General features: G+C 60.6%; 24 protein-coding genes and 1 tRNA gene. 13 read left to right on the top strand and 12 right to left on the bottom strand.

The window, feature by feature from the left end; all coding sequences use genetic code 11:
- Positions 1-21: 21 nt before the first annotated feature.
- On the bottom strand, positions 22-966 hold the full coding sequence (locus PM04_RS03190) for a glycine--tRNA ligase subunit alpha (protein ID WP_038003560.1): 945 nt from the start codon (positions 964-966) through the stop codon (positions 22-24).
- A gap of 243 nt (positions 967-1,209) precedes the next feature.
- Between PM04_RS03190 and PM04_RS03195 the strand changes: the two genes are divergently transcribed.
- The gene (locus PM04_RS03195) at positions 1,210-2,943 is read left to right on the top strand and encodes a serine protease (protein ID WP_038003562.1); all 1,734 of its coding nucleotides are present in this window, start codon (positions 1,210-1,212) and stop codon (positions 2,941-2,943) included.
- Positions 2,944-2,975: 32 nt separating this feature from the next.
- Here PM04_RS03195 and PM04_RS03200 read toward each other — a convergent pair whose 3' ends face one another.
- A complete protein-coding gene (locus tag PM04_RS03200; RefSeq protein ID WP_038003564.1) occupies positions 2,976-3,443 on the bottom strand; it encodes a DNA polymerase III subunit chi in 468 nt (155 codons plus the stop codon).
- A 10-nt stretch (positions 3,444-3,453) separates the two neighbouring features.
- Entirely contained in the window at positions 3,454-4,944 is a 1,491-nt protein-coding gene (locus PM04_RS03205) for a leucyl aminopeptidase (RefSeq protein WP_038003566.1), read from the bottom strand.
- 150 nt (positions 4,945-5,094) lie between these two features.
- On the opposite strand from PM04_RS03205, the gene lptF reads away from it, so the two are divergent.
- Genes lptF through PM04_RS03240 form a run of 7 tightly spaced genes read left to right on the top strand, consistent with a single transcriptional unit; the run spans position 5,095 to position 13,283 of the window.
- A complete protein-coding gene (gene lptF, locus PM04_RS03210; protein ID WP_038003568.1) occupies positions 5,095-6,216 on the top strand; it encodes an LPS export ABC transporter permease LptF in 1,122 nt (373 codons plus the stop codon).
- Complete coding sequence (gene lptG, locus PM04_RS03215; RefSeq protein WP_038003570.1) at positions 6,213-7,325, top strand: LPS export ABC transporter permease LptG; 1,113 nt, start codon at positions 6,213-6,215, stop codon at positions 7,323-7,325. The genes lptF and lptG overlap by 4 nt, the downstream gene beginning before the upstream one ends.
- Entirely contained in the window at positions 7,325-9,493 is a 2,169-nt protein-coding gene (locus PM04_RS03220) for an LPS-assembly protein LptD (protein WP_038003572.1), read from the top strand. The genes lptG and PM04_RS03220 overlap by 1 nt, the downstream gene beginning before the upstream one ends.
- A gap of 14 nt (positions 9,494-9,507) precedes the next feature.
- Positions 9,508-10,785, top strand: a complete 1,278-nt coding sequence (locus PM04_RS03225; RefSeq protein WP_052068414.1) for a peptidylprolyl isomerase — start codon at positions 9,508-9,510, stop codon at positions 10,783-10,785.
- Between the two features lie 8 nt (positions 10,786-10,793).
- On the top strand, positions 10,794-11,771 hold the full coding sequence (gene pdxA, locus PM04_RS03230) for a 4-hydroxythreonine-4-phosphate dehydrogenase PdxA (protein ID WP_038003894.1): 978 nt from the start codon (positions 10,794-10,796) through the stop codon (positions 11,769-11,771).
- Positions 11,771-12,613 (top strand): 16S rRNA (adenine(1518)-N(6)/adenine(1519)-N(6))-dimethyltransferase RsmA, encoded by an 843-nt coding sequence (gene rsmA, locus PM04_RS03235; RefSeq protein ID WP_038003574.1) that lies wholly within the window; start codon positions 11,771-11,773, stop codon positions 12,611-12,613. The genes pdxA and rsmA overlap by 1 nt, the downstream gene beginning before the upstream one ends.
- A 7-nt stretch (positions 12,614-12,620) precedes the next feature.
- A complete protein-coding gene (locus tag PM04_RS03240; RefSeq protein WP_038003576.1) occupies positions 12,621-13,283 on the top strand; it encodes a hypothetical protein in 663 nt (220 codons plus the stop codon).
- Positions 13,284-13,293: 10 nt separating this feature from the next.
- Here the strand turns inward: PM04_RS03240 and PM04_RS03245 are convergent, their stop codons facing one another.
- The 3 genes from PM04_RS03245 to prfA all read right to left on the bottom strand — a co-directional run bounded on the left by PM04_RS03245 (position 13,294) and on the right by prfA (position 16,060).
- Positions 13,294-13,896 carry a DUF4167 domain-containing protein gene (locus PM04_RS03245; RefSeq protein ID WP_038003578.1) on the bottom strand — a complete coding sequence of 201 codons (603 nt, stop codon included), beginning with the start codon at positions 13,894-13,896 and terminating at the stop codon, positions 13,294-13,296.
- Between the two features lie 254 nt (positions 13,897-14,150).
- Complete coding sequence (gene prmC, locus PM04_RS03250) at positions 14,151-15,008, bottom strand: peptide chain release factor N(5)-glutamine methyltransferase (RefSeq protein WP_038003580.1); 858 nt, start codon at positions 15,006-15,008, stop codon at positions 14,151-14,153.
- A complete protein-coding gene (prfA, locus tag PM04_RS03255; protein WP_038003895.1) occupies positions 15,005-16,060 on the bottom strand; it encodes a peptide chain release factor 1 in 1,056 nt (351 codons plus the stop codon). Before prfA ends, prmC begins: the two co-directional genes overlap by 4 nt.
- A gap of 84 nt (positions 16,061-16,144) precedes the next feature.
- Here prfA and PM04_RS03260 point away from each other — a divergent pair, with 84 nt between their 5' ends.
- Entirely contained in the window at positions 16,145-16,372 is a 228-nt protein-coding gene (locus PM04_RS03260) for a hypothetical protein (protein ID WP_052068416.1), read from the top strand.
- Here the strand turns inward: PM04_RS03260 and PM04_RS03265 are convergent.
- A complete protein-coding gene (locus tag PM04_RS03265; RefSeq protein WP_038003582.1) occupies positions 16,369-16,836 on the bottom strand; it encodes a DUF1499 domain-containing protein in 468 nt (155 codons plus the stop codon). The two genes, PM04_RS03260 and PM04_RS03265, sit on opposite strands and share 4 nt — an antisense overlap.
- Before the next feature lie 146 nt (positions 16,837-16,982).
- Between PM04_RS03265 and PM04_RS03270 the strand changes: the two genes are divergently transcribed.
- Entirely contained in the window at positions 16,983-18,254 is a 1,272-nt protein-coding gene (locus PM04_RS03270) for an alkyl/aryl-sulfatase (protein WP_052068417.1), read from the top strand.
- Between the two features lie 50 nt (positions 18,255-18,304).
- On the opposite strand, the gene PM04_RS03275 is transcribed toward PM04_RS03270, so the two are convergent.
- Both PM04_RS03275 and PM04_RS03280 read right to left on the bottom strand, forming a co-directional pair.
- Positions 18,305-19,510, bottom strand: coding sequence for a glycerate kinase (locus PM04_RS03275; RefSeq protein WP_038003584.1), 1,206 nt, complete (start codon positions 19,508-19,510; stop codon positions 18,305-18,307).
- Positions 19,511-19,681: 171 nt separating this feature from the next.
- Positions 19,682-19,765: transfer RNA gene (locus tag PM04_RS03280), tRNA-Leu, on the bottom strand.
- 293 nt (positions 19,766-20,058) lie between these two features.
- Between PM04_RS03280 and PM04_RS03285 the strand changes: the two genes are divergently transcribed.
- Positions 20,059-20,526: a Hint domain-containing protein gene (locus tag PM04_RS03285; protein ID WP_052077286.1), complete on the top strand. Its 468-nt coding sequence runs from the start codon at positions 20,059-20,061 to the stop codon at positions 20,524-20,526.
- Here the strand turns inward: PM04_RS03285 and PM04_RS03290 are convergent.
- Positions 20,523-22,097 (bottom strand): bifunctional ADP-dependent NAD(P)H-hydrate dehydratase/NAD(P)H-hydrate epimerase, encoded by a 1,575-nt coding sequence (locus PM04_RS03290; protein ID WP_038003586.1) that lies wholly within the window; start codon positions 22,095-22,097, stop codon positions 20,523-20,525. The genes PM04_RS03285 and PM04_RS03290 overlap by 4 nt on opposite strands.
- A gap of 167 nt (positions 22,098-22,264) precedes the next feature.
- Here PM04_RS03290 and PM04_RS03295 point away from each other — a divergent pair, with 167 nt between their 5' ends.
- Together PM04_RS03295 and glnA are read left to right on the top strand one after the other, a co-directional pair.
- Positions 22,265-22,603, top strand: coding sequence for a P-II family nitrogen regulator (locus PM04_RS03295; RefSeq protein ID WP_038003588.1), 339 nt, complete (start codon positions 22,265-22,267; stop codon positions 22,601-22,603).
- Between the two features lie 39 nt (positions 22,604-22,642).
- A complete protein-coding gene (gene glnA, locus PM04_RS03300) occupies positions 22,643-24,049 on the top strand; it encodes a type I glutamate--ammonia ligase (protein ID WP_038003590.1) in 1,407 nt (468 codons plus the stop codon).
- Positions 24,050-24,142: 93 nt separating this feature from the next.
- Here glnA and scpB read toward each other — a convergent pair whose 3' ends face one another.
- Complete coding sequence (scpB, locus tag PM04_RS03305) at positions 24,143-24,850, bottom strand: SMC-Scp complex subunit ScpB (protein WP_052068419.1); 708 nt, start codon at positions 24,848-24,850, stop codon at positions 24,143-24,145.
- The gene (locus PM04_RS03310) at positions 24,847-25,692 is read right to left on the bottom strand and encodes a ScpA family protein (RefSeq protein WP_081946044.1); all 846 of its coding nucleotides are present in this window, start codon (positions 25,690-25,692) and stop codon (positions 24,847-24,849) included. Before PM04_RS03310 ends, scpB begins: the two co-directional genes overlap by 4 nt.
- Positions 25,693-25,706 lie beyond the last annotated feature (14 nt).

The following is a 25,706-nucleotide window of genomic DNA, read 5'->3' on the forward strand; positions in this document are numbered from 1 at the left end:
ACGACAAATTTCCCCAAAACCTCAGGCCTCCTGCGGCTGCCAGCCGCCTGCTTGCGTCTGCACGAAAGCGTCTGCACAGGCTTTGGCAAGGGCTCGCACGCGTCCGATATAGGCCTGACGCTCTGTGACCGAGATCACACCGCGCGCGTCCAGCAGGTTAAAGATATGGCTGGCCTTGATGCATTGATCGTACGCGGGCTGCGCCATCACGATCCGACGCCCTGTTTTGGGGTCTTCTGAGGGCAGCGCGAGGATCGCTGCACACTCGGCCTCCGCATCGACAAAGTGCTGCAACAGCGCCTCGGTGTTGGCCACGTCAAAGTTCCAGCGCGCGTATTGCGCCTCTGCTTCGCGGAACACATCCCCATAGCTCAGCGGGATCAGCGCGTCCGGCGCATTGAACGGCATGTCCATCACATGGTCCACGCCCAGAACATACATCGCAAGACGCTCCAGACCGTAGGTCAGCTCGCCCGAGACGGGCTGGCAATCATGCCCGCCAACCTGTTGAAAATACGTGAACTGCGAGACTTCCATCCCGTCGCACCAGACTTCCCAACCAAGGCCCCAAGCGCCAAGTGTCGGGCTTTCCCAGTCATCCTCAACAAAGCGGATGTCGTGCAGGTCCATATCAATCCCAATCGCCCGGAGCGAGCCAAGGTACAGCTCTTGCAAATCGGGCGGTGAGGGTTTGATGATCACTTGATATTGATAATAATGCTGCAACCGGTTGGGGCTGTCGCCGTAACGGCCATCGGTCGGGCGGCGCGAAGGCTGAACGTAGGCGGCGGCCCAAGGCTTGCTCCCGAGGGCGCGCAGGGTCGTGGCGGGGTGAAATGTGCCCGCACCAACCTCCATATCGTAGGGTTGCAGGACAGCGCAGCCTTTGGAGGCCCAATACTCTTGCAGGCGCAGGATGATCTCCTGGAACGAGCGTGGGGTCGTGGGCGTGGGGGATGCGGACATAGCGGTGCTCCGTGGCGTTCGGTGCGGGGGCACCGGCGTTCGGCGCTTGCATAGGCGGTTCCGTGAGGGGGGTCAATCAACGCGGGGATGCGACCCGAAAGACGCAGCCGCCCCGCGATACCGTTTGGTCGGGGAGCCTAAGCATTGCACTGCGTCCCCCGCTTTGGCACAAAGCCCCAACCACGCCAACACGCGCCATGCCAACCGCGACACGCGCCAAGGCACACCCGCGACGGAGACAGTATGACACGCCGCCTTTTGAACGTATTTTTTGTTATTTTTACGGGCTTTTTCGCCCCTGCGGCCCTCGCGCAGCAAAGCACTTGGGTGCAGATAGAAAGCCACCCTACCCTGGCGGAGGCTCAAGATCGCGCCCGCGCCTACGAAACACTTGTCCCCGACCTGAACGGTTTCGCGGCCCCCTCCGGATGGTATTCGCTCGCGCTGGGACCCTTCGACGCGGCCACCGCCCAGACAACCTTGCGCCAGTTGCGCGCCACCGGGCTAATCCCCCGCGACAGCTTCATTGCCGATGGACGCGGGTTTGGGGCCCAATTCTGGCCCGAAAGCGGCCGCATCGAAAGCCAACAGGCACAGGTCGCGACACCAATCCCCACGGCCCCGGCCATCGCGCCTCCGGCATCACCCTCTGCATCGGACGAAACAGTGACTGAGGCCCGCGCATCCGAACGGTTATTGACCCGCCCGCAGCGCGAAGACCTGCAAACCGCGCTTCAATGGTTTGGGTTCTATACGGCCGCCATTGATGGTGCCTTTGGCCCCGGCACGCGCCGATCCATGCAGTTATGGCAGAATGATCAGGGCCAAGAGCCCACCGGTATTTTGACCACTGCGCAACGCAACCAACTGCTAGAACAATACGCGGCCGCTCTGGCAACACTTGGGCTGGAAGTTTTGCGCGACGACATCGCAGGTGTGCAGATCGAGGCCCCCCTTGGGCTGGTGCAATTTGACCGCTACGAAGCCCCCTTTGCCCACTATGAGGCCCGGGATGACAGCGGCGTGCGCATGATCTTGATCAGTCAGGCAGGTGATCGCGGCACCGTCAGCGGGCTTTATGACATTCTGCAAACCCTTGATGTGGTGCCGCCAAACGGCCCCCGTTCCAAGAGACGCGATGGGTTTATTCTACGCGGCGAAGGTCCTGCGTTGACGTCCGAAACACATGTCCGGCTGCGGAACGGCCATGTGCATGGCTTTATGCTGATCTGGCCCCCAGAGCAGGCAGAAACTATCGCCCGTGTCCTACCCAAGATGGAGGCAAGCCTGCGCTCGATCGGTCCCGCGATGGACCCCGCTCAAGGCTACGACGCCACGCGCCAAAATGTCGATCTGGTGTCTGGCCTTGATGTGCGCCGCCCCCTCAAATCTCGCTCGGGCTTTTTTGTGGACGCTGCGGGCCGCGTGTTAACCTCAGCCGAGATGGCGAACGGATGTGGTCGGCTTACGATCAACCAACAGCACCCAGCGGAGGTGGTTTTTGCAGATGACACCATCGCGCTGCTCGCCCCCCAAGAGCGTTTGGCCCCCGTCGCTGTCGCAGCCTTTGCGCGCACGCCCGGCCGGTTGCGCAGCAGTGTTTCGGTTGCGGGCTTTCCCTATGAGGGCATTCTCGGTGCCGCGAGCTTAACCTTCGGCACGCTTGAGGACCTGCGCGGTTTGACCGGTGATGAGGCGCTGTTGCGGCTGAGCATGGTGGCCCAACCCGGTGACACGGGCGGGCCAGTGTTTGACGAAACCGGCGCTGTCACAGGTGTTTTGCTAGCTGACACGTCGACCACCCGCGCCCTGCCCCAAGACGTGGCTTTTGCGCGCAAAGCAGGTGACATCACCGTGACGCTTTTATCTCAGGGGGTGTCACCCGCGATCTCTTCCGCGACGGAGGCCCTCGCACCACAGGACCTGACCACGCGAGCGGCTGATATGACCGTCTTGGTCAGTTGCTGGGAGCAATAATCGACAAAGGCCGCCCTAACTAAGGGGGCGGCCTAGCCTGTGTTTTTGGCCGCTTTTTCTTCCCAGCGGCCACTTTCTTCGGACCAATAGCGCGCCGCAGCGCCCGCATCTGTCAGCGATTTCCACTGCGTCCGGGCGTGTGCCACGGCCTCGCCATCGGTGCCATCAAACAAGATCATCACCCGCGAGAGCGACCCCACCTCTTCCGGCGTGACCTCAGCCCCATCCACCGCCATGACACACTGCGGATCATTGGCCGCCGTCATATCAGCCGTCAAAAGGATGGGTTGGCGGGCATCGTGGTCCCCGCCCGCAAGCCCGTGGGGCAGAAAGCTGTCCCGCGCGCCATGCCACAGCTTGGCGTCAAGCGCCCTTAGACGCTCCGCATCGCGGCCCCGTAACGCCACGCGCCACCCTGCCCCAAGCGCTTTGCCGAGCAGAGTGGCGGCGGTGACCTCAAGAGGTTGCCGCGTCAGGTGGTAAAAGTAGGCCTCTCCCATCGGTCGTGCGCTATTTGGCCTCGTATTTGTCGGCGATCAGCTGATCGAGGGCGCGCACACCCCAGCCTGTCGCACCCGCAGGGGCCAAAGAGGTCTCAGAGGACACAGAGGCTACACCGGCGATGTCGAGGTGGATCCAAGGCGTCTCATCTTTGACGAAGCGCTTGAGGAACTGCGCCGCAGTGATCGACCCTGCCGCGCGACCACCAACATTTTTCATGTCCGCCACGCGGGATTTGAGCAGCTTGTCATAGGCGGGCGATAGCGGCAGGCGCCACGCGCCTTCGCCTGTTTCCTTGGCCGCCGCAAGAAAGTCGTTCGACAGCGTGTCGCTGTTGGAAAACACGCCCGCGTTTTCATGACCCAGACCGATGATGATAGCCCCCGTCAGCGTCGCCAGATCAATCATACCCGAGGGCTTGAACCGCTCCTGCGCGTACCACATCACGTCACACAGCACGAGCCGACCCTCGGCATCGGTGTTGATGACCTCGATCGTGTCCCCCTTCATGGAGCGGACAACATCGCCCGGGCGCTGGGCGTTACCGTCGGGCATGTTTTCGACCAGCCCCACGATACCCACAACATTGGCCTTGGCTTTGCGCAGCGCCAAAGTACGCATCACGCCCGCCACGACGCCCGCGCCGCCCATATCCATGGTCATGTCTTCCATGCCGCCCGCAGGTTTGAGCGAAATACCGCCGGTGTCGAACACGACGCCTTTGCCGATCAGCGCAAAGGGAGGCTCATCCGCCCTATCCGTGCCACGCGCGCCGTTCCAATGCATCACAACCACTTTCGATGCGCTGCGCGAGCCCTGACCCACGCCCAAAAGCGCACGCATACCCAGCTTTTCCAAGTCTGCTTCTTCGAGGATTTCGACCTCAAGCCCCAGCTCCTGCATTGCGGCAAGACGGGCGGCGAAATCGTCGGTCGTCAGCACGTTGGCAGGTTCATTGACCAGATCGCGGGTGAAGAACACGCCCTCAGCGATGGCGGCAAGGGGGTTGGCCTCTGCCGCGAGTTCTTCGGGCTTGTTGTGCATGAAAACGGTATCTTGACGGGGCGTATCATCGGCCTTGTCGACCAAGTGCGCATCAAATTCATAGGCCCGCAGCGCCAGCCCAAGTGAGACATCGGCCGCACGGCGCTGACTGCTTCCCAGCACCAACAACGCGCCCCGACCCTTGAACTTAGCCAAGGCGGCGCCCGCATCGCGGGCTTCTGCCGCTTCGGGGCGGCGGGCCAGCTTCATCACCATAATCGCCTCTGCTGCGATACCTGCGGGGTAGCCAATCTCAATGCCCTTGCCAGCTTTGGCTTTTTCAAACGCCTTGCTCTCAACTGCCCGCGCGACAGCCCCTTTGGTCACCCGATTCAAACGCCGCGCTTCTGGCGACAATGTGCCTTCCTCGGGAACAAAGATCGCGATCTTGCCCTCAATGGCCGCGAGGCCTTCCAGATCGGTGTGTTTGAAATGAATTTGCATCGGCGCGGTCATGGTATGTCTTCCCTGTTCTCAACCCATTACGTGGGCGTTGTGCGGCAACCTAGCCCTCCGCATGGGCAATGACCAGTTTACACTCGCACCGGGCGGCCAAAGGGACTAAAAAGAGCCAAGCACGATGCACGGCGGGGCACTAGGGACAGTATGCGTACTTTCGACAGATACATCCTGTCGCATCTCCTGATGGTTTTTGGCTTCTTTAGCCTGATCCTCGTGGCGGTCTATTGGGTCAATCGCGCGGTCAGCCTGTTTGATCGGCTGATTGCGGGTGGATCGAACGTTTCGTTGTTTCTGGAACTGACGCTGCTGACCTTGCCATCCGTGATTCTGACTGTGCTGCCGATCTCGGCACTTGTAGCGACGCTCTATGGCGTGAACCGGCTGAGCGCCGAGAGCGAGTTGGTCGTGGCCCAAACCACAGGGCTGAGCCCGTGGACCATGGCGCGCCCGGTCCTGTATTTCGGCCTGTGTGTCGCGGTGCTGTTGTCACTTCTGGCCCATCTGCTGGTGCCCGTGTCCCGCACGATGTTGGTCGAGCAAAACCAAGAGCTGTCGCGCGACATCACCGGCCGGTTCCTTAAGGACGGTGAGTTTTTGCACCCCGGCACCGGTATCACCGTCTACGTCCGTGAGATCACGGAGCAAGGCGAGCTACGGGGCGTGTTTCTTCAAGATCGCCGGGACGCCGCGGCGCGCACGACCTACACGGCAGAACGTGCCGTTTTGCTGCGCGCAGGCGACAGCCCCCGGCTGGTCATGTTCGAAGGCGCGGCCCAAACTCTGCACACGGACACGCGCAGCCTAACGGTCGTATCGTTTGCAGATTTCACCTATGACCTTGCCGGCCTTATCGGCGGACCAGCGAGCCCGCGTAAGGACCCAAGGTCGCTTGATACGGCCACGCTGCTGCATGCAGACGCAACGGACTTGGCCCGGGACGGGGTCAAACGCGGGGTCTATTTGTTTGAGGGACACAACCGCTTTGCCGAACCAATATTCGCCGCCGCCCTGCCCGTCTTGGCCATTGCACTTTTGATGCTGGGCAGCTTTTCGCGGCTGGGTCTATGGCGTCAAATCCTCGCGGCAGTATTTTTGGCAATTTTGCTAAAACTCACCTCTAACGTGGTTGAGAACGCGGTGCGTGGTAACGCGGACCTTTGGCCGGTCACTTACCTGCCCGCAGTTATCACGATGGGCATGGCAGCACTCGCGCTCAGCTGGGACGCATATGCCCCGCGCAAACTGGTCCGAGGGGTGCCGGCATGACCCTCAACCTGTATCTCTTGCGTCGTTTTTTCGCGACGGTTGGCCTTGTGACAATGGTGTTTATCGCGCTGCTGTTTCCCATTGACCTGATGGAACAGGTCCGCCGGTTGGACCAAGACGGCGGCGGGTTGCGCGACGGCTTTCGCCTCGCGTCGCTGAACCTGCCAGCCGCCCTGTACCAAATTTTGCCATTGATCGTGATCCTGTCAACGCTGGCCCTATTGGTGAGCCTCGCACGGTCTTCCGAATTAGTGGCCATACGGGCCTCGGGACGATCTGGCATGTCGGCACTTGTCGCGCCCATCGGCGGGGCATTCCTACTGGGCCTGTTTGGGCTGGGCGTGTTGAACCCCATCGTTGCGGCCACCCAATCAGAATATGAGCGTGTCTCGGATACTTTGCGCAGCGGCGTTTCCTCCGTCCTGTCCCTATCGCCAGAAGGCGTGTGGCTGCGGCAAGGCGACGGAGCGGGGCAAACCGTCATTCGCGCGGCACGGTCATCCTTGGACGGGACGGTTTTGTTCGATGCAACGTTCCTACAGTTCGACGCCGAAGGATCGATGATCGCACGGATCGATGCGTCACGCGCGCGGCTTGCGCCGGTCGCACCAGAGGGCTCCGAGTGGCGCCTTCAAAATGCCAAAAGCTGGCCTTTGGGCAGCAGCCGCAACCCCGAACGTGATGCATCATTGCATCCAATGCTCAAACTGCCATCAACCCTAACGCAGGCACAAATCCGCGACAGTTTTGGCGTGCCTTCCGCGATCCCGATCTATGAATTGCCGAGCTTCATCAACCAACTCAACGCCGCAGGTTTCTCAGGCCTGCAACACAGGGTTTGGCTGGCGATGGAACTGACCTCGCCGGTCATGCTCATGGCCATGGTCTTGATTGGGGCGGGCTTTTCCATGGGCCATGCCCGCGCAGGCGGCGTGGGCAAAATGGTGTTGATCGCTCTGATCGTCGGCTTTGGCATTTTCTTCCTACGGTCCTTTGCGCAAGTCTTGGGTGAGAACGGTCAACTATCTGTTCAAATCGCAGCATGGGCGCCCCCGTTAGCCGCCATTTGCGTCGGCCTCGGCGTCCTTTTGCACAGAGAGGAAGGGTAATGCCCCGGCCTATGTCCCCCCTGATATCCCCGCTTGCGGCAACCGCCCTTGGACTCATCCTAAGCCTTGGCCATGCCATAGCGCAGGAGACACCGCCCCCCGCGCTTTTGATTGCGGATGCGATCGATTTTTCAGGCGAAACAGGCACCCTCACAGCCAAAGGCAACGTCGAGGTATTCTACGACGGCGTTCAGCTGAAGGCAGGCGAGATCCGCTATGATCAAACAGACGACAGCCTGTCAATCAACGGACCCATCACTCTGCGTGACGACGAAACGACCGTCATCTTCGCCGACTTCGCAGAGTTGTCGCCTGACCTGCAAAGCGGGCTGCTGCGCGGAGCGCGGTTGGTGCTCGACGAGCAGTTGCAAATCGCCGCGACCGAGATTTCACGCTCCAGCGATGGGCGATTTGTGCAGGCCTACCAAACGGTCGCGTCCTCTTGCACCATCTGTGCTGAGAACCCGGTGCCGCTTTGGCAAATACGCTCAAAGCGGGTGATCCACGACACGCAGGCACGGCAATTGTATTTCGAACAAGCCCAACTGCGCGTGTTGGGCGTGCCGGTGGTTTATCTACCACAAATCAGGTTGCCCGACCCAACGCTTGAACGCTCCAGCGGGTTTCTCGCACCCGAACTCAGCTCGGACGATCAACTCGGCACCGGGATCAAGATCCCGTACTTTCACGTTATTGATGAGAGCCGTGATCTGACGCTGACACCCTATGTGACGAGCGGCGGGACCGAGACGCTAGAAGCCCGCTACCGCCAAGCCTTTGTGAACGGCACGATAGAAGTAAATGGAGCGCTGACATTCGATGGCCTCACCCCGGATACCTATCGCGGATATGTGTTCGCCGAAGGGACGTTCGATGTCGCGCACGACTACACCCTCACATTTGATGTCGAGACAACCTCCGACCCCGACTACCTCGTAACCTACGGTGTATCGGACTTGGACCGATTGACCAGCCGCCTCGCCCTTGCCCGGGTGGATCGAAAGCACATTAACCAAGCAGAGATCATCGCTTTTCAATCCCTACGCGAAAGCGAGGATAACCGCTTCCTGCCCACAATTTTAACTTCGGTCAGCACAACGCGGCGCTTTGCGCCCGACATGATAGGTGGGATAGCAACGGTGGACGCAGAGGTTCACGGTCATTACCGCCGGGGCGACGACGCTGCGACGGGCTTATCACGAGATGTGGCACGCGTTGGTCTCAGCGCGCAGTGGGAACGGTCTTGGCTGTGGAACACCGGCCTCGTGACACGGCTGCACGCAGAGGGTCACCTTGATCACTATCAAATCCTCCAAGACCCACTGAACTTTGCAGATGAAACGGTCACACGTGTGACACCCATCCTGACATTTGAGGCCCGCATACCAATAGCAAAGGCAACGACCGGGGGCGTGCAGCACCTTCTGGAGCCTATCGTTCAGGCCGTGTTTACCCGCGACACCCTGAGCGATGCGCCAAACGAAGACAGCCAAACTGTCGATTTTGACGAAGGCAATTTGTTTTCAACGTCTCGATTTGCGGGCCGCGATGTCCGAGAAACTGGCAATCGGTTGAATATCGGAGTGAATTACACCCGGGTCGATCCTGCAGGGTGGGACCTTGGGCTCACGCTAGGTCGCGTGGTGCGGGATGCGGACCAAAATCAATTTAACGCGGGTACCGGGTTGGATGGGTCATCCTCAGACTGGTTGGCCGCAGTATCGCTAGACGTGCAGGACCGCCTGCAATTGGCCCACCGCGCATTGTTTGACGATCAACTGTCGTTTGCACGTTCTGAAACCCTGCTCCGCTACACTGACCCTCGGTACTCGGTTCTATCGGGCTTTACATGGCTTGAGGCGGATGCGGCGGCGGGACGGCTCTTGGACACATCCGAATGGTCACTGGATGCGACCGTTGCTTTGGCGCGCGACTGGACGGGACAAGTCGACTGGCGGTATGACTTTGAAACCAACGATGCCAGTACCGCAGGTGTTGGGCTGAGCTACCATTCCGATTGCGTCCGGGTGGACTTCAACGTCTCAAGACGCTTTACAGCTACAACGACCCTGCGCCCCGCAACGACCGTCGGTTTGACGTTTGAACTGACGGGATTTGGCGCAGGCAATGAGGGCAGTCGCGGGCAACGCCGCAGCTGCACATTCTGATGAGGACGAAAGCAATGACATCATCGCTGGCAGGATTTATGCGTCACGCTCAACGGAGGCTTTGGACCGGGGCACGCGGTGCTCTTTTGGCGGGTGGGCTGACTGTTGGCGCGCTGAGCCTCACCACATCGACTGCAATCGCCCAGAGCGCGAACCCCTTCGCCGCGGCCGCCACCGTAAACGGCACTGTGGTGACCAACTTTCAAGTGCAACAGCGCGTTTTGTTCCTGACGCTCTTGCGTTCGCCCGGGGTAAGCCAGGAGGCGATCACCGACGCACTCATCGATGAGGCACTACAATTGCAGGCCGCCCGCTCTGCCGGGGTTACGCTGTCCCCCGAGGAGCTAGAGGCCGGAATTGCGGAGTTCGCCACCCGCACAAATCTAGAGCCTGACGCCCTGATCACGGCCCTTGGCCAAGAGGGTGTCGCCGCCGAAACTTTGCGCGATTTCGTGCGCAACGGTGCCCTGTGGCGCAGCTTGGTCCAGCAACGCTTTGGCCCCCGCGCGCAGATCAGCGAAGCAGAAGTCGACCGCGCCCTCGCGCTGGCAAGTGAGCGCGGATCGGCGCGGATTTTGTTGTCTGAGATCGCTCTGCCCCTGACGCCCGAGCTGTCAGAGGAAAACGAAGCGCTCGCGAACCGCCTGTCCGATACGATCAACAGCCCCGCCGCCTTTGCAGCCGCGGCCCAGCGGTATTCCGCGGCCTCCACAGCCCCACGCGGCGGTCGCCTTGATTGGGTCCCATTGGGCAACCTGCCGCCGCAGGTTGTGGGCCAAGTCCTGACGCTTGCACCCGGCGAAATCAGCGCGCCGATCAACCTTGGCCCCTTCATTGCGCTGTTCTTGCTGCGCGATCTAGAGGAGCTAAGCGCAAAACCGCCCGAGACGCTAGCAGTCGAATACGCCGAAGTCCTGATCCCCGGTGCCCGGACCGAAACCGCCCTGTCAGCAGCCCGAGATCTCCGTGACAGCGTGGACACTTGCGAAGACCTCTATGGTCAAGACCTATCCGGTCTCAGCCCTGTCACGCGGCAATCAGTCCTGCAAAGCGAGCTGTCGCAAGAACTGGCGTTAGAGCTCGCGAAGCTGGACACGCATGAGGTTTCGACCATGCTGAGCACAGACACAGAGCTGCGGTTCATCATGCTCTGCGGTCGATCCTCCGAGATCGCCGAAGGCGCCCGTGACCAGATCAGGGGGCAACTGCGTCAACAACGGCTCGTGTCTTATGCCGATGGGTTTTTGGATGAATTGCGCGCGGATGCGGTGATTGCTCGGCCACAGGGATGAGCATGACAATGCTTCCTCTCGCGGTCAGCTGCGGTGAACCCGCAGGGATAGGCCCCGAGATTATTGCCCGCAGCTACTCGGCCGACGGCGCCCCTCGGTTTGCCATCGGAAACCCGACGCATTTTGAAGGCTTCGGTGTATCCGTTGTGCCGATCGACACTCCGGCTGAGGCGCCCGCTGCCATGACCAAAGGTCTGCCCGTACTGGTGCACGACATACCCGGTCCCGCCACGCCCGGCACCCCGCAAGCGGCCCAAGCCCCCGGCGTGGTCTCGGCTATCGCACGGGCAGTGGAGCTAACGCAAAGCGGTGCCGCAAGCGCGGTGGTCACGGCCCCCATCCACAAAAAGGCGCTGCAAGACGGCGCAGGCTTTGCCTATCCCGGCCACACGGAATACTTGGCCGCACTTGGCGGAAACGTTGATGTCGTGATGATGCTGGCCTCCGACGCGCTGCGGGTGGTGCCCGCAACGATCCACATCGCTCTGTCTGAGGTCCCCACCGCGTTGACGCCGGACCTTTTGGAACAGGTGATCCGCACCACCGCCAAAGGCCTGACCGCGGATTTTAGCATCACTGCCCCACGCATCGCGATTGCGGGCCTCAACCCCCACGCGGGCGAAGGCGGGGCAATGGGCCACGAAGAGCTAGACTGGATCGCGCCATTAGTTGACCGTTTGCGCGCAGACGGGCTGGACCTAATGGGGCCTAGCTCCGCCGATACAATGTTTCATGCACGCGCCCGGCGGGGATATGACGCCGCCGTGTGTATGTACCACGACCAAGCCCTGATCCCGATCAAGACACTCGATTTTGACCGGGGCGTGAATGTCACGCTGGGCCTGCCGTTCATCCGCACGTCACCCGATCACGGCACCGCCTTTGATATCGCCGGCAAAGGCATCGCCAACCCAACATCTATGGCCGCTGCAATCGACATGGCCGCACAAATGGTGGCCCGTCGCGCCGCAGCAAAGGTCGCGTAATGGCACAAATCGATCCCCTTCCACCGCTGCGTGACGTCATCGCAACCCATGGGTTAAGCGCACGCAAATCGCTTGGGCAAAACTTTCTGCTGGACCTCAACCTAACTGCGCGGATTGCTCGTGTGGCAGGTGATCTGAGCGGCTCTGACATTCTGGAGGTCGGCCCCGGTCCCGGCGGTTTGACCCGTGGGCTTTTGGCGGAAGGCGCACGCCGCGTTCTGGCCGTAGAAAAAGACCCCCGCTGCCTGCCCGCTTTGGCCGAGATTTCCGCAGCCTACCCCGGACAGCTCGAGGTCATCGAGGGCGACGCGCTCGACGTGGACGCATTGGCGCATCTGACGCCGCCCATCCGGATTGCCGCCAACCTGCCCTATAACGTGGGCACGGAATTGTTGGTGCGGTGGTTAACCCCAAAAGAATGGCCCCCTGTCTGGAGCTCTATGACGCTGATGTTCCAAAAGGAAGTGGCAGAGCGGATCGTGGCCGCACCGGGGTCCAAGGCCTATGGCCGCCTCGCGCTTCTTGCGCAGTGGCGGGCCGATGCGCATATCGCGCTGCACCTGCCGCCTGAGGCCTTCACGCCGCCGCCCAAAGTATCCTCTGCGGTGGTGCACCTTACGGCGCTGCCCAAAGCCCGATTTGAGGCGGATGCCGCCGTTCTGAACCGCGTGGTCGCGGCAGGCTTTAACCAGCGCCGCAAAATGCTGCGATCCGCACTAAAGGGCATCGCACCGGACATTGAAGATCGGTTGATCGCCGCAGGCCTCAAACCCACAGACCGGGCCGAACAAGTTCCGCTCGAAGGGTTCTGCGCCCTCGCCCGCGCGGTCGCTGCCGCATGAGTGGCGGGTGATCCTGCCACCTAGGTTGATCCTGCGGCTGCTGCGCCGCTTTGCCATACTGAGCACGCTCGCCGTTGTCGGAGCCTTGGGTTTTCTATGGTTCAAGGCCCCGCCGGTTCTGGCGGCGTATTGCCCGCCCTGCTTTGGTTTGCACCGGATCGACAATCAGCTGTGGGTAGATGACCCGGATCGTGCTGCCCTGCTCGGTCTGACACAGATGACAGCCTTTGCGCGGGCCGATGTGGAGCGCATTTTTGGCCTCGGCTCTGCGGATGTAACGATTTTGGTCTGCACGACACAGGCCTGTACTGTGCGACTTAAGGCACCCGACGCGTTAGGGGCGGCCTACGGGCACCGAGCCGTTTTGATCACACCATTTGGAATTGATCCCATCGTTTTGCGCCACGAGTTGACCCATGCCGCGCGCAGCCGCCTTGCGCCGATTTGGGCGCGCCGCGTTCTGTGGAGGGAGGAAGGGTTGGCTGAATGGGTCGCAAAGGGGCCACGGATGGCTCGCGATTGCCCTGCCCCGCGCCCGCTGCCCACGACCCTCACTGACTGGACGCAGGAAACCGCAAGTAACGCCCGCGCGCTGTACGCGCAGGCGCATTGTCAAATGTCACGAGAGATTGAGCGCTACGGGATCGCAGCAATCATCCGCCAGCCTTAACAGCCCACGCCTATTCAGCGGCGGGCGTCTCGGGGCTGTCGGTCTTTGGCTCAGATGCAGTCTCAGCACCCTCTTTGGGGGCTTTGGCACGCGCGCGCGGCCGAGGTTTGCGAGCCGCTTTGGGGGGCGCGTCAACCTTGGTCTCCGGCGTTTCAACCAAGGTGACGGGCGCATCTGCTTCCATCACTTCGGGCTGAGCGGCTGTGGCTGGGTCCTCAACCTGAGGCGCTGCCTCGGGTTGCTGCTGGTGGCGGTGGTTGCCGCGATCCTGCTGGCGGTCCCTGTCCTGATTGCGATCTTGGTTGCGATCAGAGCGGTTCTGCTGTTGTTGCTGCTGGGCCTCTTGGGCCTCACGGCGCGCATCTTGTTCCCGCTGAGCGGTGGCCAAAAGCCGGGTGTAATGCTCCGCGTGTTGTTGGAAATTTTCCAACGCAACGCGGTCGCCAGACAGTTGCGCATCACGCGCAAGCTGGTTGTACTTTTCGATGATCTGCTGAGGGGTGCCACGCACCTTGCCCTCGGGACCTGAGCTGTCAAAAACCCGGTTGACGACATTACCAACAGAGCGATTGCGATTGTTCTTATTCCGCGAGCGGGACTTGGAAGATCTCATGAGGATATCGGTTTTTGGCTTTATAAGCTATGGCCGCACAGGGCGGCTGGGAAGCAGGGTGCGCCGATAGATGGCTGCGTTGTCCCCGCGATGTAAGTGGTTCAGTGAGGCGCTGGCGTGTTCTGCCAGACTTGCGACACCCTTCCAATAAACATGTGCGGCCGAACGGGGCAAGTGCAAAATGCGATACCCCCTTAAGATAGTGAGGTTTGCGCGGGCCTTAAGGGCCATCTGGGCACCGGCGTGACTGACAATCACAATGCAAGCGGCGCGCGCTGCCCGCGCACAACACGGTCATGCCCCGATAGGTCCGCCACGACAGTGACACGTTGCAACCCCGCCCCCTCCATCAAGGCGGCGACAGCGGGACCTTGGTCATAGCCGATCTCGAGCATCAACCAACCGCCCGGCACCAAGTACGCCGGCGTCTGCGCACACAAAATCCGATACGGTTCAAGCCCGTCGCCCCCGGGGGTTAACGCAGTTTTGGGTTCATATTCACGCACCTCTGGGGCCAAAGTCGCAAAGGCAGCCTCGGTGATGTAGGGCGGGTTACTCACGATCAGATCGAAGGTGCCTGTGACCTGCGCCAACCAATCGCTTTGGATACAACTGAGCCGCGCCTCAACCCCATGCCGAACAGCATTGCGCCCAGCCACAGCCAGCGCCTCAACAGAGATATCAGTGGCAACCCCCTGCGCGGCCTTACGTTCCGCGAGGAGTGATATCCCTAGGCACCCCGTGCCGGTGCCCAAATCAAGCATGGTGTCGAACGGGACAGAGAGCGCCTCAGCCAATAGGCTTTCGGTATCGCCGCGAGGCGCTAGGGTCGCGGATGTGACCTCAAACGTGCGGCCCCAAAACACCGCTTCGCGCAGGATGTGGCTGACGGGCATTCGTTGCGCGCGTTTGCTGAGCATCCAATCCAGATGATCCTTGCAAGGATCGCCCTCAGGCACAATCCGACCCAAGTCCGCGGTGAAGCCGGCAGAGGTTAGGCGGAATGCCGCCTGTATCAAAAGCCGGGCGTCGCGCTCCGCCTCATCCTTGGGCAGAGCCGCCAACTGCGCCCGCGCCGATAGCCACAGCGCGCGAAGGGTGGTCCCGCTCATGCCTCCATTTCGGCAAGTTGATGGGCCTGCGCGTCCGCGGTCAGCGCGTCAATCGTCTCATCCAAATCGCCGCCAAGAATGGCGTCCAGCTTGTAGAGCGTCAGGTTGATGCGGTGATCGGACATGCGTCCTTGCGGAAAGTTGTACGTGCGAATCCGCTCTGAACGGTCCCCCGAGCCGACCTGCGCCTTGCGGTCCGCAGAGCGTTCGCCGTCGATCCGGGCGCGCTCTGCCTCATACAGCCGAGCGCGCAGGACAGACATCGCGATTTCGCGATTACGGTGCTGCGATTTCTCGGACGAGGTGACGATCAGCCCCGTGGGCAAGTGGGTAATCCGAACGGCGGAATCGGTCGTGTTGACGTGCTGCCCACCCGAGCCGCTGGCCCGCATTGTGTCGATGCGAATGTCCGTCGCGGGGATGTCGATATCCACATCCTCGGCTTCCGGTAGGACCGCAACCGTCGCTGCAGACGTGTGAATCCGCCCTCCGCTTTCGGTGGACGGTACACGCTGCACCCGGTGCACACCGCTTTCGTACTTAAGCCGGGCAAACACGTTTTCACCAACAATCCGCGCGGTCAATTCCTTGAGCCCGCCCAGTTCGGTCATCTGCTGTTCGATGATTTCGACCTTCCAACCGCGGGCCTCAGCATAGCGTTGGTACATCCCGAACAGGTCTGCTGCGAACAAGGCTGCCTCATCCCCACCAGTGCCCGGACGAATTTCGAGGATCGCGGGTTTGGCATCGGCCGCATCCTTGGGCAAAAGCGCAAGCCGCAGGGAATGCTCCAACTCAGGCAAAGAAGCCTTGAGCGCGGGCAACTCTTCCTCAGCCAATTCCTTCATTTCCGGATCGCCCAGCATGGTCTCAGCTTCCGCGATGTCGTCCAACATCTGCCGGTAGGCCGCGATTTGCTCTGCAACGGGTGTAAGCTCCGAATACTCTCGGGTCAGCGCAGCGATCTCGCTGGCCTTTGGGCCCGCGTTCAGCTGCGCTTCGATGTATTCATACCGGCCCGTGATCTGGGCCAAGGTGTCCATGGGTATCATTTTGGTCACTTCGGCGATTGCGCCAGTTTGGTCAAGAGGGCCGCGCGTGCTATCTTTGGATACTCAGACCGATGGGAGATCTAAATGCAACGAACGTTTACCCCGCTTCTCTGCCTTGTCTTTGCCCTGAGCGCCACACCTGTTATCGCGAAAGAGCCGTCGTGTTACTGCCGCGATGGTCAGGGCCAGCCCGTAGCGCTTGGTGAATTGCGCTGCCTCACGGTCGGCGGGCGCAGTTTCACGGCCCTGTGCGACATGAGCCTGAACACGATGACATGGCGCGAACAATATGAAGGCTGCGTGTCGAGCTAGCCACCTGACCCCAGCCGCGCCTCTAGGGCCGCGACCCAGCGGGTCATCCGCGCGGCATTCACCCCTAGGTCCGAATGCCCATCCCGCGCGCGGGCATAGGCGTGCATCATTGTGCCGCCCTCCACGGGTTGTAGGGTGATCGAGATCATGTCGGGAAAGCCCATCAGTTTGGACCGCTGAACATATGTCACAAACCCATCAGATGCAGCCCCGGCCATCACAAACGTCGCTGGTTCCGATGCAACAACTGCGTCCAGTGCCGCGGCCACGGTGACCACATCGGCAGCAAATACCGCCGGAGGCTGATCGCCACCCTCTGCCATGAGAAAATCATTGGGCTTGCCCGTCCGCTCAACCGTTGCGGGATCAACATGCCATTGGTTTGGATACAGCGGCGCATAGCGCACGTAGGCCACACCAAGGGCCGCAATCAGCCCAACCCCGATCAGTGCATTTTTCAACATTCCACTCGCCCCTTGTGCAATTTGCAACGATTTTCGCTTTCGATATCTGCGCGTTACATAGGTAACACTGGGTAGACGAAGGGCAAGGGATCGACTAAACTAGACGCCCAGACCGTCAGAAACTCCTGACACCACCGAGACCGACCATGCCAAATCGCGCCCACCCGCTGCTTGCCACTTATGCGGCTCACTTTTCGCAATCGTTTACGGAACTCGCCCCAGGGGTGTGGTCTGCCGTGGGGTTTGCCAAGGCAAACGTCCACATCATCGAAGGCCAAACCGGCCTTGTGGTTATCGATAGCACCGACAGCATTAACGCCGCCCAAGCGGTTTTGGCGCAAGTCCGCAAGGTCACGCAAAAACCCGTTCGCACGCTTATCTACACCCATGGGCACCGCGATTATATCGGCGGGGCCAGCGTGTTCGCCGACGATAGCACTCAGATCATTGCCGCCACTGGCTTTCAGCCAGAGATTGCCTCGCAAAACTCGGCCACGAACCAACCCACCGCCTCTGCGGCACGGGCACGGCGCACGCGGCGCATCGTGGGCGCGGACCTGCCCAAAGAGGATCAAATCTTTGCCGGTTCAGGCTATGCAAAGTCTTCTCGTGGGGCGCGCGGCACGGGGTACTTACCGCCGACACGGACCGTTGACGCCGATGGCGCCTTTCTTGAAGACGACGGGCTGCGATTGGAATTGCACAGCGCGCCGGGCAAGAGTGCGGACCACATCGTTGTCTGGCACCCTCAGGCCCGCACGTTGTTTTGTGGCGGCAGCTATTACGCGGCCTTTCCCAACCTTGCCGCGATACGCGGCTCTGGCGCGCGAGATTTTGAAGTCTGGGCGCGGTCCCTAGATCGCTTGATCGCGTTCGAGGCTGAGGTTCTAGCCCCCGGGCACACCAAGCCCGTCGTCGGGGCCGACACCATCCAAGCAGTACTGGGCGACTACCGCGACGCCATCCGGCACATCATCCTTGCCACGGTTGAAGGGTTGAATTCCGGCCGCTCGGTAGATGATTTGGCGCAATCCATTGCCCTGCCCCAAGCGCTCGCCTCTAAGCCGCACCTGCAAGAGGTCTATGGCCGTGTCGATTGGGCCGTCCGCGCCTATGCGCAAAGCGCGCTGGGTTGGTTTGATGGAAACCCAACCAATCTTGCCCGCCTATCCCCCAAGGATGAGGCTACCCGGATGATCGCGCTTGCCGGCGGACCGAACGCAGTCCTTTTGGCCGCGGAAGAGGCCGACGATCCACAGTGGTCGATGGAGCTATGTGATCGACTTATCGCCACAGGCCACCATGTGGCAGAGGCGCGCGGCCTCAAACACGCTTGCCTGCGTATTCTGGGCGAAAGCGAGCAAAACGCGATTGCCCGCAATTACTATCTGTCGTGCGCGCTAGAGATGGACGTTTAGGGGCAAAGACCGACGCTGCGAAAGGCCGCTTGACCCATCCGCGCTCGACATTAGCCCGCACCCACCCATAGAATTTGCAGGTCAGCCACGTTGGTGCCAGTGGCTGGCATTTGCAGCAAATCGCCCGCGTGCGACAGGGCGGCATAGCTGTCGTTGTTCTCCAACAGTGCCTGGGCCTCGGGACCAATCCGCGCCCATGTGCCGTTGTCGACGATACCACCGGCGGCATCCGTGGGGCCGTCCCGCCCATCTGTGCCACCAGACAAAAAGACGAAAGGGTGATCTAGGTCGCGCAGCGCCCGTGCAACCCGAAGAGCCAGTTCTTGATTGCGTCCCCCCCGCCCCGTTCCGCGCAAAAGCACCGTCGTCTCTCCGCCCATGAGCCACATCCCACTGCCCGAGCGTGCGAGCGTCACGATCTGCGCCGCTGCCTCCGCAACGTCGCCCTCAAGGGCTGCATCAATCACCCGCGCATCAGGTGCCGCTTTGCTCATCGCCCGCACCGACAATGCGTTGGAGCCGACCATGCGCACCTCTGCGCGGGGCGTTGCGTTGGCGCGGTCCTCTCGGCTCAGCGCGGCCTGTACCGACACCGGCATGTCCGCCCATAGCCCCGCATCCCGCACGATCTGCCGAGCCTCTGCAATGTCAGAGATCGGCCCAGCCGTGGGACCAGAGGCCACCGCCCTCGGATCGTCGCCCACCACATCCGAGAGCACAAAGCTGGTCATCTGCGCGGGCAACGCCGCACGCAAAAGCCCACCGCCCTTGGTGCGGCTCAGGGCTTGGCGCACGATGTTCATGCGTACGATATCTAGGCCCGCGCCCAACAAGCTGGCGTTCACCGCTGCCTTCTGTGCAAGCGTGACGCCCGCCACTGGGGCCACGCACAACGCCGAGCCGCCGCCAGAGATAAGCGCGAGCACATGGGCCTTTGGTCCGTGTTCGCGTGCGATAGCTGCAAGCCATTCCAGCGCCGCCTCCCCCGCCGCCGCTGAGCGTTCAGATGGCACCGGATGATCCCCAATCATGACCTGTGTATTTTCAAGCTCAGGCACAGGTTGGTCGGTCGTGACAATCAGGCTCGGGATGCCAGGGAACTGCGCATGCACCGCTGCGGCCATTCGCGGCGCGGCTTTGCCCAGTGCAATCACATGGGTTGGACTAGACAGCCCTTGCAGCGCCGCAGTCACCGCCTCAAACGGGTCCGCCGCTGCGACACCTGCTTCAAAAATCGCTCGAACGTGATCTCGCATCCACTTCCCCCCGAGTTTCTGCCTCAACGGGTAGAGGTCGACCAACATAATCTCAAGAGTGGAAGGCTATCAAAGACGTCGTGGCAGCGTCACCTTGAAGACAGATACCAAAACTGTGGGAACGCTTTGCAGACCCTAGGCAGTGCATGCGTGTTCAAATGTCTATTTGGTTGGTGCGGCTGGAGGGACTTGAACCCCCACGCTAAAAGCACTGGTACCTAAAACCAGCGTGTCTACCAATTTCACCACAGCCGCAGTGAGGGCTGGTTAGCAAAGCCGGAGCGGGGAGAAAAGAGGCAACATGCGCGAAATGCCCGGACTATGGAAAATTCTCTTGAAATTTTGCAGCCTGAGAGAACCTTTCTGGCGCGTCCCGGACCTTGCCCGCTCAATGGCGCGCCATTTCGGGTCAAAACTACCCGCAATTTGATGAAAACCTGATGCGCATCGAGGGCTAATATTAGGGTGCTGTTTACGGATTGCGGGGCACACCGGGCCGCAACATGAAACATGACAGCCCCCCTTCCCCGCGCGCTGGATCGCGCATCATGACGCACATGTCCCTTGTTCACGGGGTCACGGCAGATACGAAAATACTGACGTGCACTGGTGAAAAACCCGCAGCCCGCCTCAAAACCAGTGACCGGATCATTACGCGCGACAATGGTGTTCTACCGCTTGTGGCGACAATCACGCGCACGCCCAATATGCACCAGCAGATGGTGCATATTCCCGCCAATGCGTTCGGCGTTGGACGGCCTGTTTGCGATATGCAAGTTCTGCCGGATCAACCGATTGTCGTGCGCGATTGGCGCGCCATGATGCTTTATGGGCGTCAGCAAGCGCGGGTGGCAGCCTCGCGCTTGATTGACGGGACAATCGTACGGGACTGCGTTCGCGATGCCGAAAAGATGGTGGCTCTGCATTTCACAATGCCATCCGTCGTCTATGCAAACGGCTTGGAGCTGCTCAGCGCGGGCATGTGCCTTGACCCTATTCCCAATCGCCGCGACTAGCTGGGCGAGACGCCGAAAAGCTTGCGCAAGACATCGGGAACGGTCTCTGGCAAATCTTCCGCAATGAGGCCGGGACCAAATGTGCGCGCGGCCTCTACATGTAACCAAGCCGCTGCCGCTGCGCACCACGCGGCATCTCGCGTTGACTGCGCCATGCCGCCAGCAATGAACCCAGCCAAAACATCGCCCGCCCCTGCCGTGGCCAGCCACGGCGCTGTGCGATCATAGACAGCCGCATGCACATGGGCATAACCGTTTGGCTCAGCGATCACGGTATCAGGTCCCTTGAGCAAAACAGTACAACCAGCGGATGCCGCAGCAGCCCGAGTTGCGTCTATTTTCGAAAACGCAGGGCCTGTCAGCGCCTCATCCCCATCCGTTAGTCTTTGCGCCAAATCCGGCCAAAGCCGTGCGAACTCTCCGATATGGGGTGTCAAAATACATCCGGCGTGCAGTGCCGCGCGCAACTCTGGATGCCGCGCGATTAGCGTGAGGGCATCCGCGTCAAGGACACAACGCAGCCCAGTGGCCAAGGCAGCTCGCACTAAACCGGCGTGGCGTTCCTCAAGCCCAAGGCCCGGGCCAATCACCAGCGTTGAGATTTTGCCCGCGCCGACAAGCGCCTCCAGATCCGCACCGCTGTCACAACGACGTAGCATCACGGCCGTCACCTGATTGGCACATTCCATCATAGCACTGCCAGGTGCGGCCAGTGTCACCGCGCCCGCACCAACTCGCAGTGCAGCACGTGCCGCCAACCGTGCAGCCCCCGTGCGCCCCATGCCACCGGCCACAACGAGGACATTACCATGGCTATACTTATGCCCCTGACCCTTTGTGAAATGCGCACGCAAACGCGCTGTATCCTGGGCGGGATCCAGCAAGCGCACATTTTCACTCGCAGCCGCAGATGCGGATCGCGCGGCACGCCAATCGGACAGTCCCAAATCGATAGTTTCTAATTGACCACAAGCCTCAGGCCCCTGCGCCAAATAATGCCCAACCTTTGGGCTCTCAAACGTGACTGTCATATCAGCCGCGACACACCCATCTGCGCCGCCGAGCCAACGACCGCTGTCGAGGCAAAGACCCGAGGGCGCATCCACCGCAACGATCACGGCAGAGCGGTCATAGGCACAGCGCAGCGCCGTAGCCAAATCTTCGCCCGGGCCGCGCGTTAACCCCGTGCCAAAGACCGCATCAACCGTCAAATCCGGTGCAGGTGCTGCGGCCAGTGCTGTAACAGTCAACGGCGCGGACCCTTGCGCCCAACGCTCGGCGTTATGCTTTGCATCGGGTGTTTTGGCGGGGGCCAAAGCAAAAACATGCACCGCCCAACCGCGCGCCGCCAACAGCCGCGCAATGACATATCCGTCGCCGCCATTGTTGCCGGGGCCGCATAAAACGTGGCAGACATGGTCACCCACTGCGAGATGGGGATACCGCTTAAACACCGCCTCCACGACGCCTTGGCCTGCCTCCTCCATCAAGGCCAGCCCCGTAACAGATCCAGCCTCTATCGCGGCCATTTCCACCGCCCGTATCTCGGCCGAAGTCAGCAATTCGGTCATCACACCACCAGCCCCTTCAAAAAGCGCACAATTATTGAACTATACGCCTAAATTTTAAGCGGCACCTCCAGAATCCCCAAACGCACCCCCACGCCAGCACCTTACCCAATTGCACCCCCTCCTGAGAAGTGATCTGCCCGTTTCCAACTGCGTAGGAGGAGCTGGGAATGAAAAAAATAGAAGCCATCATTAAGCCGTTCAAACTCGACGAAGTAAAAGAAGCCCTACAAGAAATTGGCATCCAGGGTTTGTCGGTTACGGAAGTGAAAGGCTTTGGCCGCCAAAAAGGCCATACCGAGCTTTATCGCGGCGCCGAATACGTCGTCGACTTCCTGCCCAAGGTCAAAATCGAGCTTGTCATCGCCGATGACATGCTAGACGGAGCCATCGACGCCATTGTTGGCGCTGCCAAAACCGACAAAATCGGGGACGGTAAAATTTTCGTTTCAGACATCGCGCAAGCCATCCGCATTAGGACCGGCGAAACCGGCGACGATGCTGTCTAATCAGTTCACACAAAACACAGAGCACAAAGGGGAAGCTCCATGAGCAAAGACGCTGTTCTTAAGATGATCAAAGACGAGGACGTCGAATACGTCGACATCCGCTTCACTGATCCACGCGGCAAACTGCAGCACGTTACGATCGTTGCTGACCTCGTAGACGAAGACTTCTTGGACGAAGGCTTCATGTTCGACGGTTCCTCCATCGCTGGCTGGAAATCCATCGAAGAGTCGGACATGAAACTGATGCCCGACACGAACAGCGTCTATGTTGACCCGTTCTACGCGGAAAAAACCATCTGCATTCACTGCTCCGTGGTTGAGCCCGACACCGGCGAACCCTACCCCCGTGACCCCCGCGGCACAGCCGAAAAAGCCGAGGCTTACCTCAAGTCCTCCGGTATCGGTGACGTATCCTACTTTGGCCCCGAAGCTGAATTCTTCCTGTTCGACGACGTACGTTTCTCGAACACGATGAACAAAGTGTCGTTCGAAGTCGACGCTCAGGACGCATCCTGGAACACCGACGCTGAGTACGACATGGGCAACATGGGTCACCGTCCCGGCGTCAAAGGCGGCTACTTCCCAGTGAACCCCACCGACGCAGCCCAAGACCTGCGGTCCGAAATGCTCTCCACGATGAAGCGCATGGGTATGAAGGTCGACAAACACCACCACGAGGTGGCGTCATGCCAGCACGAGCTGGGTCTGATCTTTGGCTCGCTCACGCACCAAGCTGATGAGCTGCAAAAGTACAAATACGTGATCCACAACGTGGCCCACGCCTACGGCAAGTCCGCGACATTCATGCCCAAGCCTATCGCAGGCGACAACGGCACAGGCATGCACGTGAACATGTCGATCTGGAAAGACGGCAAGCCCCTGTTCGCAGGCGACAAATACGCCGATCTGTCGGACGAAGCTCTGTACTTCATCGGTGGTATCCTGAAGCACGCAAAAGCGTTGAACGCCTTCACGAACCCCTCGACGAACTCCTACAAGCGCCTGATCCCCGGCTTTGAAGCCCCCGTTCTGCGCGCCTACTCGGCACGTAACCGGTCCGGTTGTGTCCGTATTCCATGGTCCGAGTCGCCCAAAGCCAAGCGCGTTGAGGCTCGTTTCCCCGACCCAGCAGCGAACCCCTACCTGTGCTTCGCAGCTCTGCTGATGGCTGGTCTTGACGGTATCACCAACAAGATCCACCCCGGTGAAGCCTCCGACAAAGACCTCTACGATCTGCCACCAGAAGAGCTGGCCGAGATCCCAACGGTCTGCGCCTCCTTGCGTGAAGCGCTCGACGAGCTGGAAAAAGACCACGACTTCCTTCTGGCCGGTGACGTGTTCACCAAAGACCAGATCCAAGGCTACATGGAGCTGAAGTGGGAAGAAGTCTACAACTACGAGCACACGCCGCACCCTGTTGAGTACGGCATGTACTACTCCTGCTAATTGTCTGATTAGTCAGATAAAGAAGGGCGCCTCTTGGGGCGCCCTTTTGCGTTTAGCGTCGGTAATTTTGCATCGATGACTGCGACTGCGCGTCTAGGGATCTTCGATCAGCGGGTCGCTATCACCCAACGCGTCAGGCTCAAAAAGCCCATCTTGCCCATCATCTTGCGCTGCTTCATCCGCCATTTCGGTGCCCGGCGGCGGCCGGTTTTCCAGCAGGCCAGCGGCGCGCAACTCTTTAAGCCCCGGAAGATCCCGCGCATTTTCTAGGCCAAAGTGATCAAGGAACTCTTGGGTCACGATAAAGGTCACGGGCCGCCCCGGGGTCATGCGCCGTTTACCCAGCTTGACCCATTCCAACTCAATCAGCTGATCCACTGTGCCTTTGGACACAGAGACCCCCCTAATCTCTTCAATCTCGGCGCGGGTCACCGGTTGATGGTAGGCGATGATCGCCAGTGTCTCGATCGCGGCCCGGCTTAGCTTGCGGGTCTCAATGATTTCACGGGTCATCAAGAACCCCAGATCAGCGGCTGTGCGAAACGCCCACGCATCCCCAACGCGAAGCAATTGCACCCCCCGCCCCTCGTACCTACGACGCAGAAGGCTCAGCGCGGCGGGGGCGTCACAACCATGGGGCATGCGCGCGTGCAGCTCAGGGATGCCCACGGGCTCGGCGCTGGCGAATAAGATTGCCTCCACCATACGCTCCTGCTCAGCCAGCGGGGGCGCGGCAAACAAGCTCTCGGATTGGGGGCTGTCCGTGGGTTCCGCTGGGTCGTGTAGGTCGCTCTCTGTCATCGCTCTGCCTTGCTGCGAATTTGAATGGGGGCAAAGACCTCTCCTTGGCGCAACTCAATCGCACCGCCCTTTGCCAACTCAAGCGTCGCGGCGAATGTCGCGGCTGTGGCCGACCGGCGCTTGACCGGGTCAGAGGTCCAACCTGCTGGGAGATAGGACATAATATCCGTCCATTCGCCGACATAGCCCATCATGCCGCGCAACCGTTCCAAGGCCTCTTCCATCGTGTAGACGCTATCGCGATCCAGGATAAAGGGGCGGAAATCATCGCGGGTCCGGATGCGCGCGTACCCCTGCATCAGGTCCAAAAGTGTGGCGGTATAGGTGATGCGCCGGGCCCGGGTGACATCCTCGGTGATGCCGCGGGCAAAACGGTCCTTGCCCAATTGGTCGCGCGCCATCAGTCGCGCGGCCACATCGCGCATGGCCTCCAAACGCTCTAGCTGAAACGCGAGGTGCGCCGCGAGATCTTCACCCGAGGGGCCCTCTGCGGTAGGATCGGGCGGCAAAAGCAAGCGCGACTTGAGAAAGGCCAACCACGCCGCCATGACAAGGTAGTCCGCCGCCAACTCAATCCGCAGTTCAGCCGCTTTTTCAACGAACACAAGGTATTGCCGAGCCAGTTGCAGGACCGATATTTTGCGCAGATCGACCTTTTGCGTGCGCGACAGCATCAGCAACAGATCCAGCGGCCCCTCAAACCCATCCACATCAATAATCAGCGCTTCGGCCGCAAGCCGATCCTCGACCGAGATACCCCGTGCCTGAGGCGCCGCATCGGTTTCCGTGCGACGGTCTGCGGGCCATTCGGTCCCAGAAAGCAAAGGTGTGCGGGGCGACATGCCGGTCGGTTGAC

The sequence above is a fragment of the Thalassobacter sp. 16PALIMAR09 genome, from assembly GCF_000765485.1.
Taxonomy (GTDB): Bacteria; Pseudomonadota; Alphaproteobacteria; order Rhodobacterales; family Rhodobacteraceae; genus Thalassobacter; species Thalassobacter stenotrophicus.

Coding starts and splice junctions, on each gene's coding strand:
- rsmA (WP_038003574.1), top strand. CDS start 11,771: ATGGCACAAATCGATCCCCTTCCACCGCTGCGTGACGTCATCGCAACC.
- PM04_RS03260 (WP_052068416.1), top strand. CDS start 16,145: ATGCAACGAACGTTTACCCCGCTTCTCTGCCTTGTCTTTGCCCTGAGC.
- PM04_RS03295 (WP_038003588.1), top strand. CDS start 22,265: ATGAAAAAAATAGAAGCCATCATTAAGCCGTTCAAACTCGACGAAGTA.
- prfA (WP_038003895.1), bottom strand. CDS start 16,060: ATGATACCCATGGACACCTTGGCCCAGATCACGGGCCGGTATGAATAC.
- PM04_RS03310 (WP_081946044.1), bottom strand. CDS start 25,692: ATGTCGCCCCGCACACCTTTGCTTTCTGGGACCGAATGGCCCGCAGAC.
- PM04_RS03270 (WP_052068417.1), top strand. CDS start 16,983: ATGCCAAATCGCGCCCACCCGCTGCTTGCCACTTATGCGGCTCACTTT.
- PM04_RS03220 (WP_038003572.1), top strand. CDS start 7,325: ATGCCCCGGCCTATGTCCCCCCTGATATCCCCGCTTGCGGCAACCGCC.
- PM04_RS03195 (WP_038003562.1), top strand. CDS start 1,210: ATGACACGCCGCCTTTTGAACGTATTTTTTGTTATTTTTACGGGCTTT.
- glnA (WP_038003590.1), top strand. CDS start 22,643: ATGAGCAAAGACGCTGTTCTTAAGATGATCAAAGACGAGGACGTCGAA.
- PM04_RS03205 (WP_038003566.1), bottom strand. CDS start 4,944: ATGACCGCGCCGATGCAAATTCATTTCAAACACACCGATCTGGAAGGC.
- PM04_RS03265 (WP_038003582.1), bottom strand. CDS start 16,836: ATGTTGAAAAATGCACTGATCGGGGTTGGGCTGATTGCGGCCCTTGGT.
- scpB (WP_052068419.1), bottom strand. CDS start 24,850: ATGACAGAGAGCGACCTACACGACCCAGCGGAACCCACGGACAGCCCC.
- PM04_RS03190 (WP_038003560.1), bottom strand. CDS start 966: ATGTCCGCATCCCCCACGCCCACGACCCCACGCTCGTTCCAGGAGATC.
- lptF (WP_038003568.1), top strand. CDS start 5,095: ATGCGTACTTTCGACAGATACATCCTGTCGCATCTCCTGATGGTTTTT.
- pdxA (WP_038003894.1), top strand. CDS start 10,794: ATGCTTCCTCTCGCGGTCAGCTGCGGTGAACCCGCAGGGATAGGCCCC.
- PM04_RS03245 (WP_038003578.1), bottom strand. CDS start 13,896: ATGAGATCTTCCAAGTCCCGCTCGCGGAATAAGAACAATCGCAATCGC.
- prmC (WP_038003580.1), bottom strand. CDS start 15,008: ATGAGCGGGACCACCCTTCGCGCGCTGTGGCTATCGGCGCGGGCGCAG.
- PM04_RS03275 (WP_038003584.1), bottom strand. CDS start 19,510: ATGCGAGATCACGTTCGAGCGATTTTTGAAGCAGGTGTCGCAGCGGCG.
- PM04_RS03200 (WP_038003564.1), bottom strand. CDS start 3,443: ATGGGAGAGGCCTACTTTTACCACCTGACGCGGCAACCTCTTGAGGTC.
- lptG (WP_038003570.1), top strand. CDS start 6,213: ATGACCCTCAACCTGTATCTCTTGCGTCGTTTTTTCGCGACGGTTGGC.
- PM04_RS03285 (WP_052077286.1), top strand. CDS start 20,059: ATGACGCACATGTCCCTTGTTCACGGGGTCACGGCAGATACGAAAATA.
- PM04_RS03290 (WP_038003586.1), bottom strand. CDS start 22,097: ATGACCGAATTGCTGACTTCGGCCGAGATACGGGCGGTGGAAATGGCC.
- PM04_RS03225 (WP_052068414.1), top strand. CDS start 9,508: ATGACATCATCGCTGGCAGGATTTATGCGTCACGCTCAACGGAGGCTT.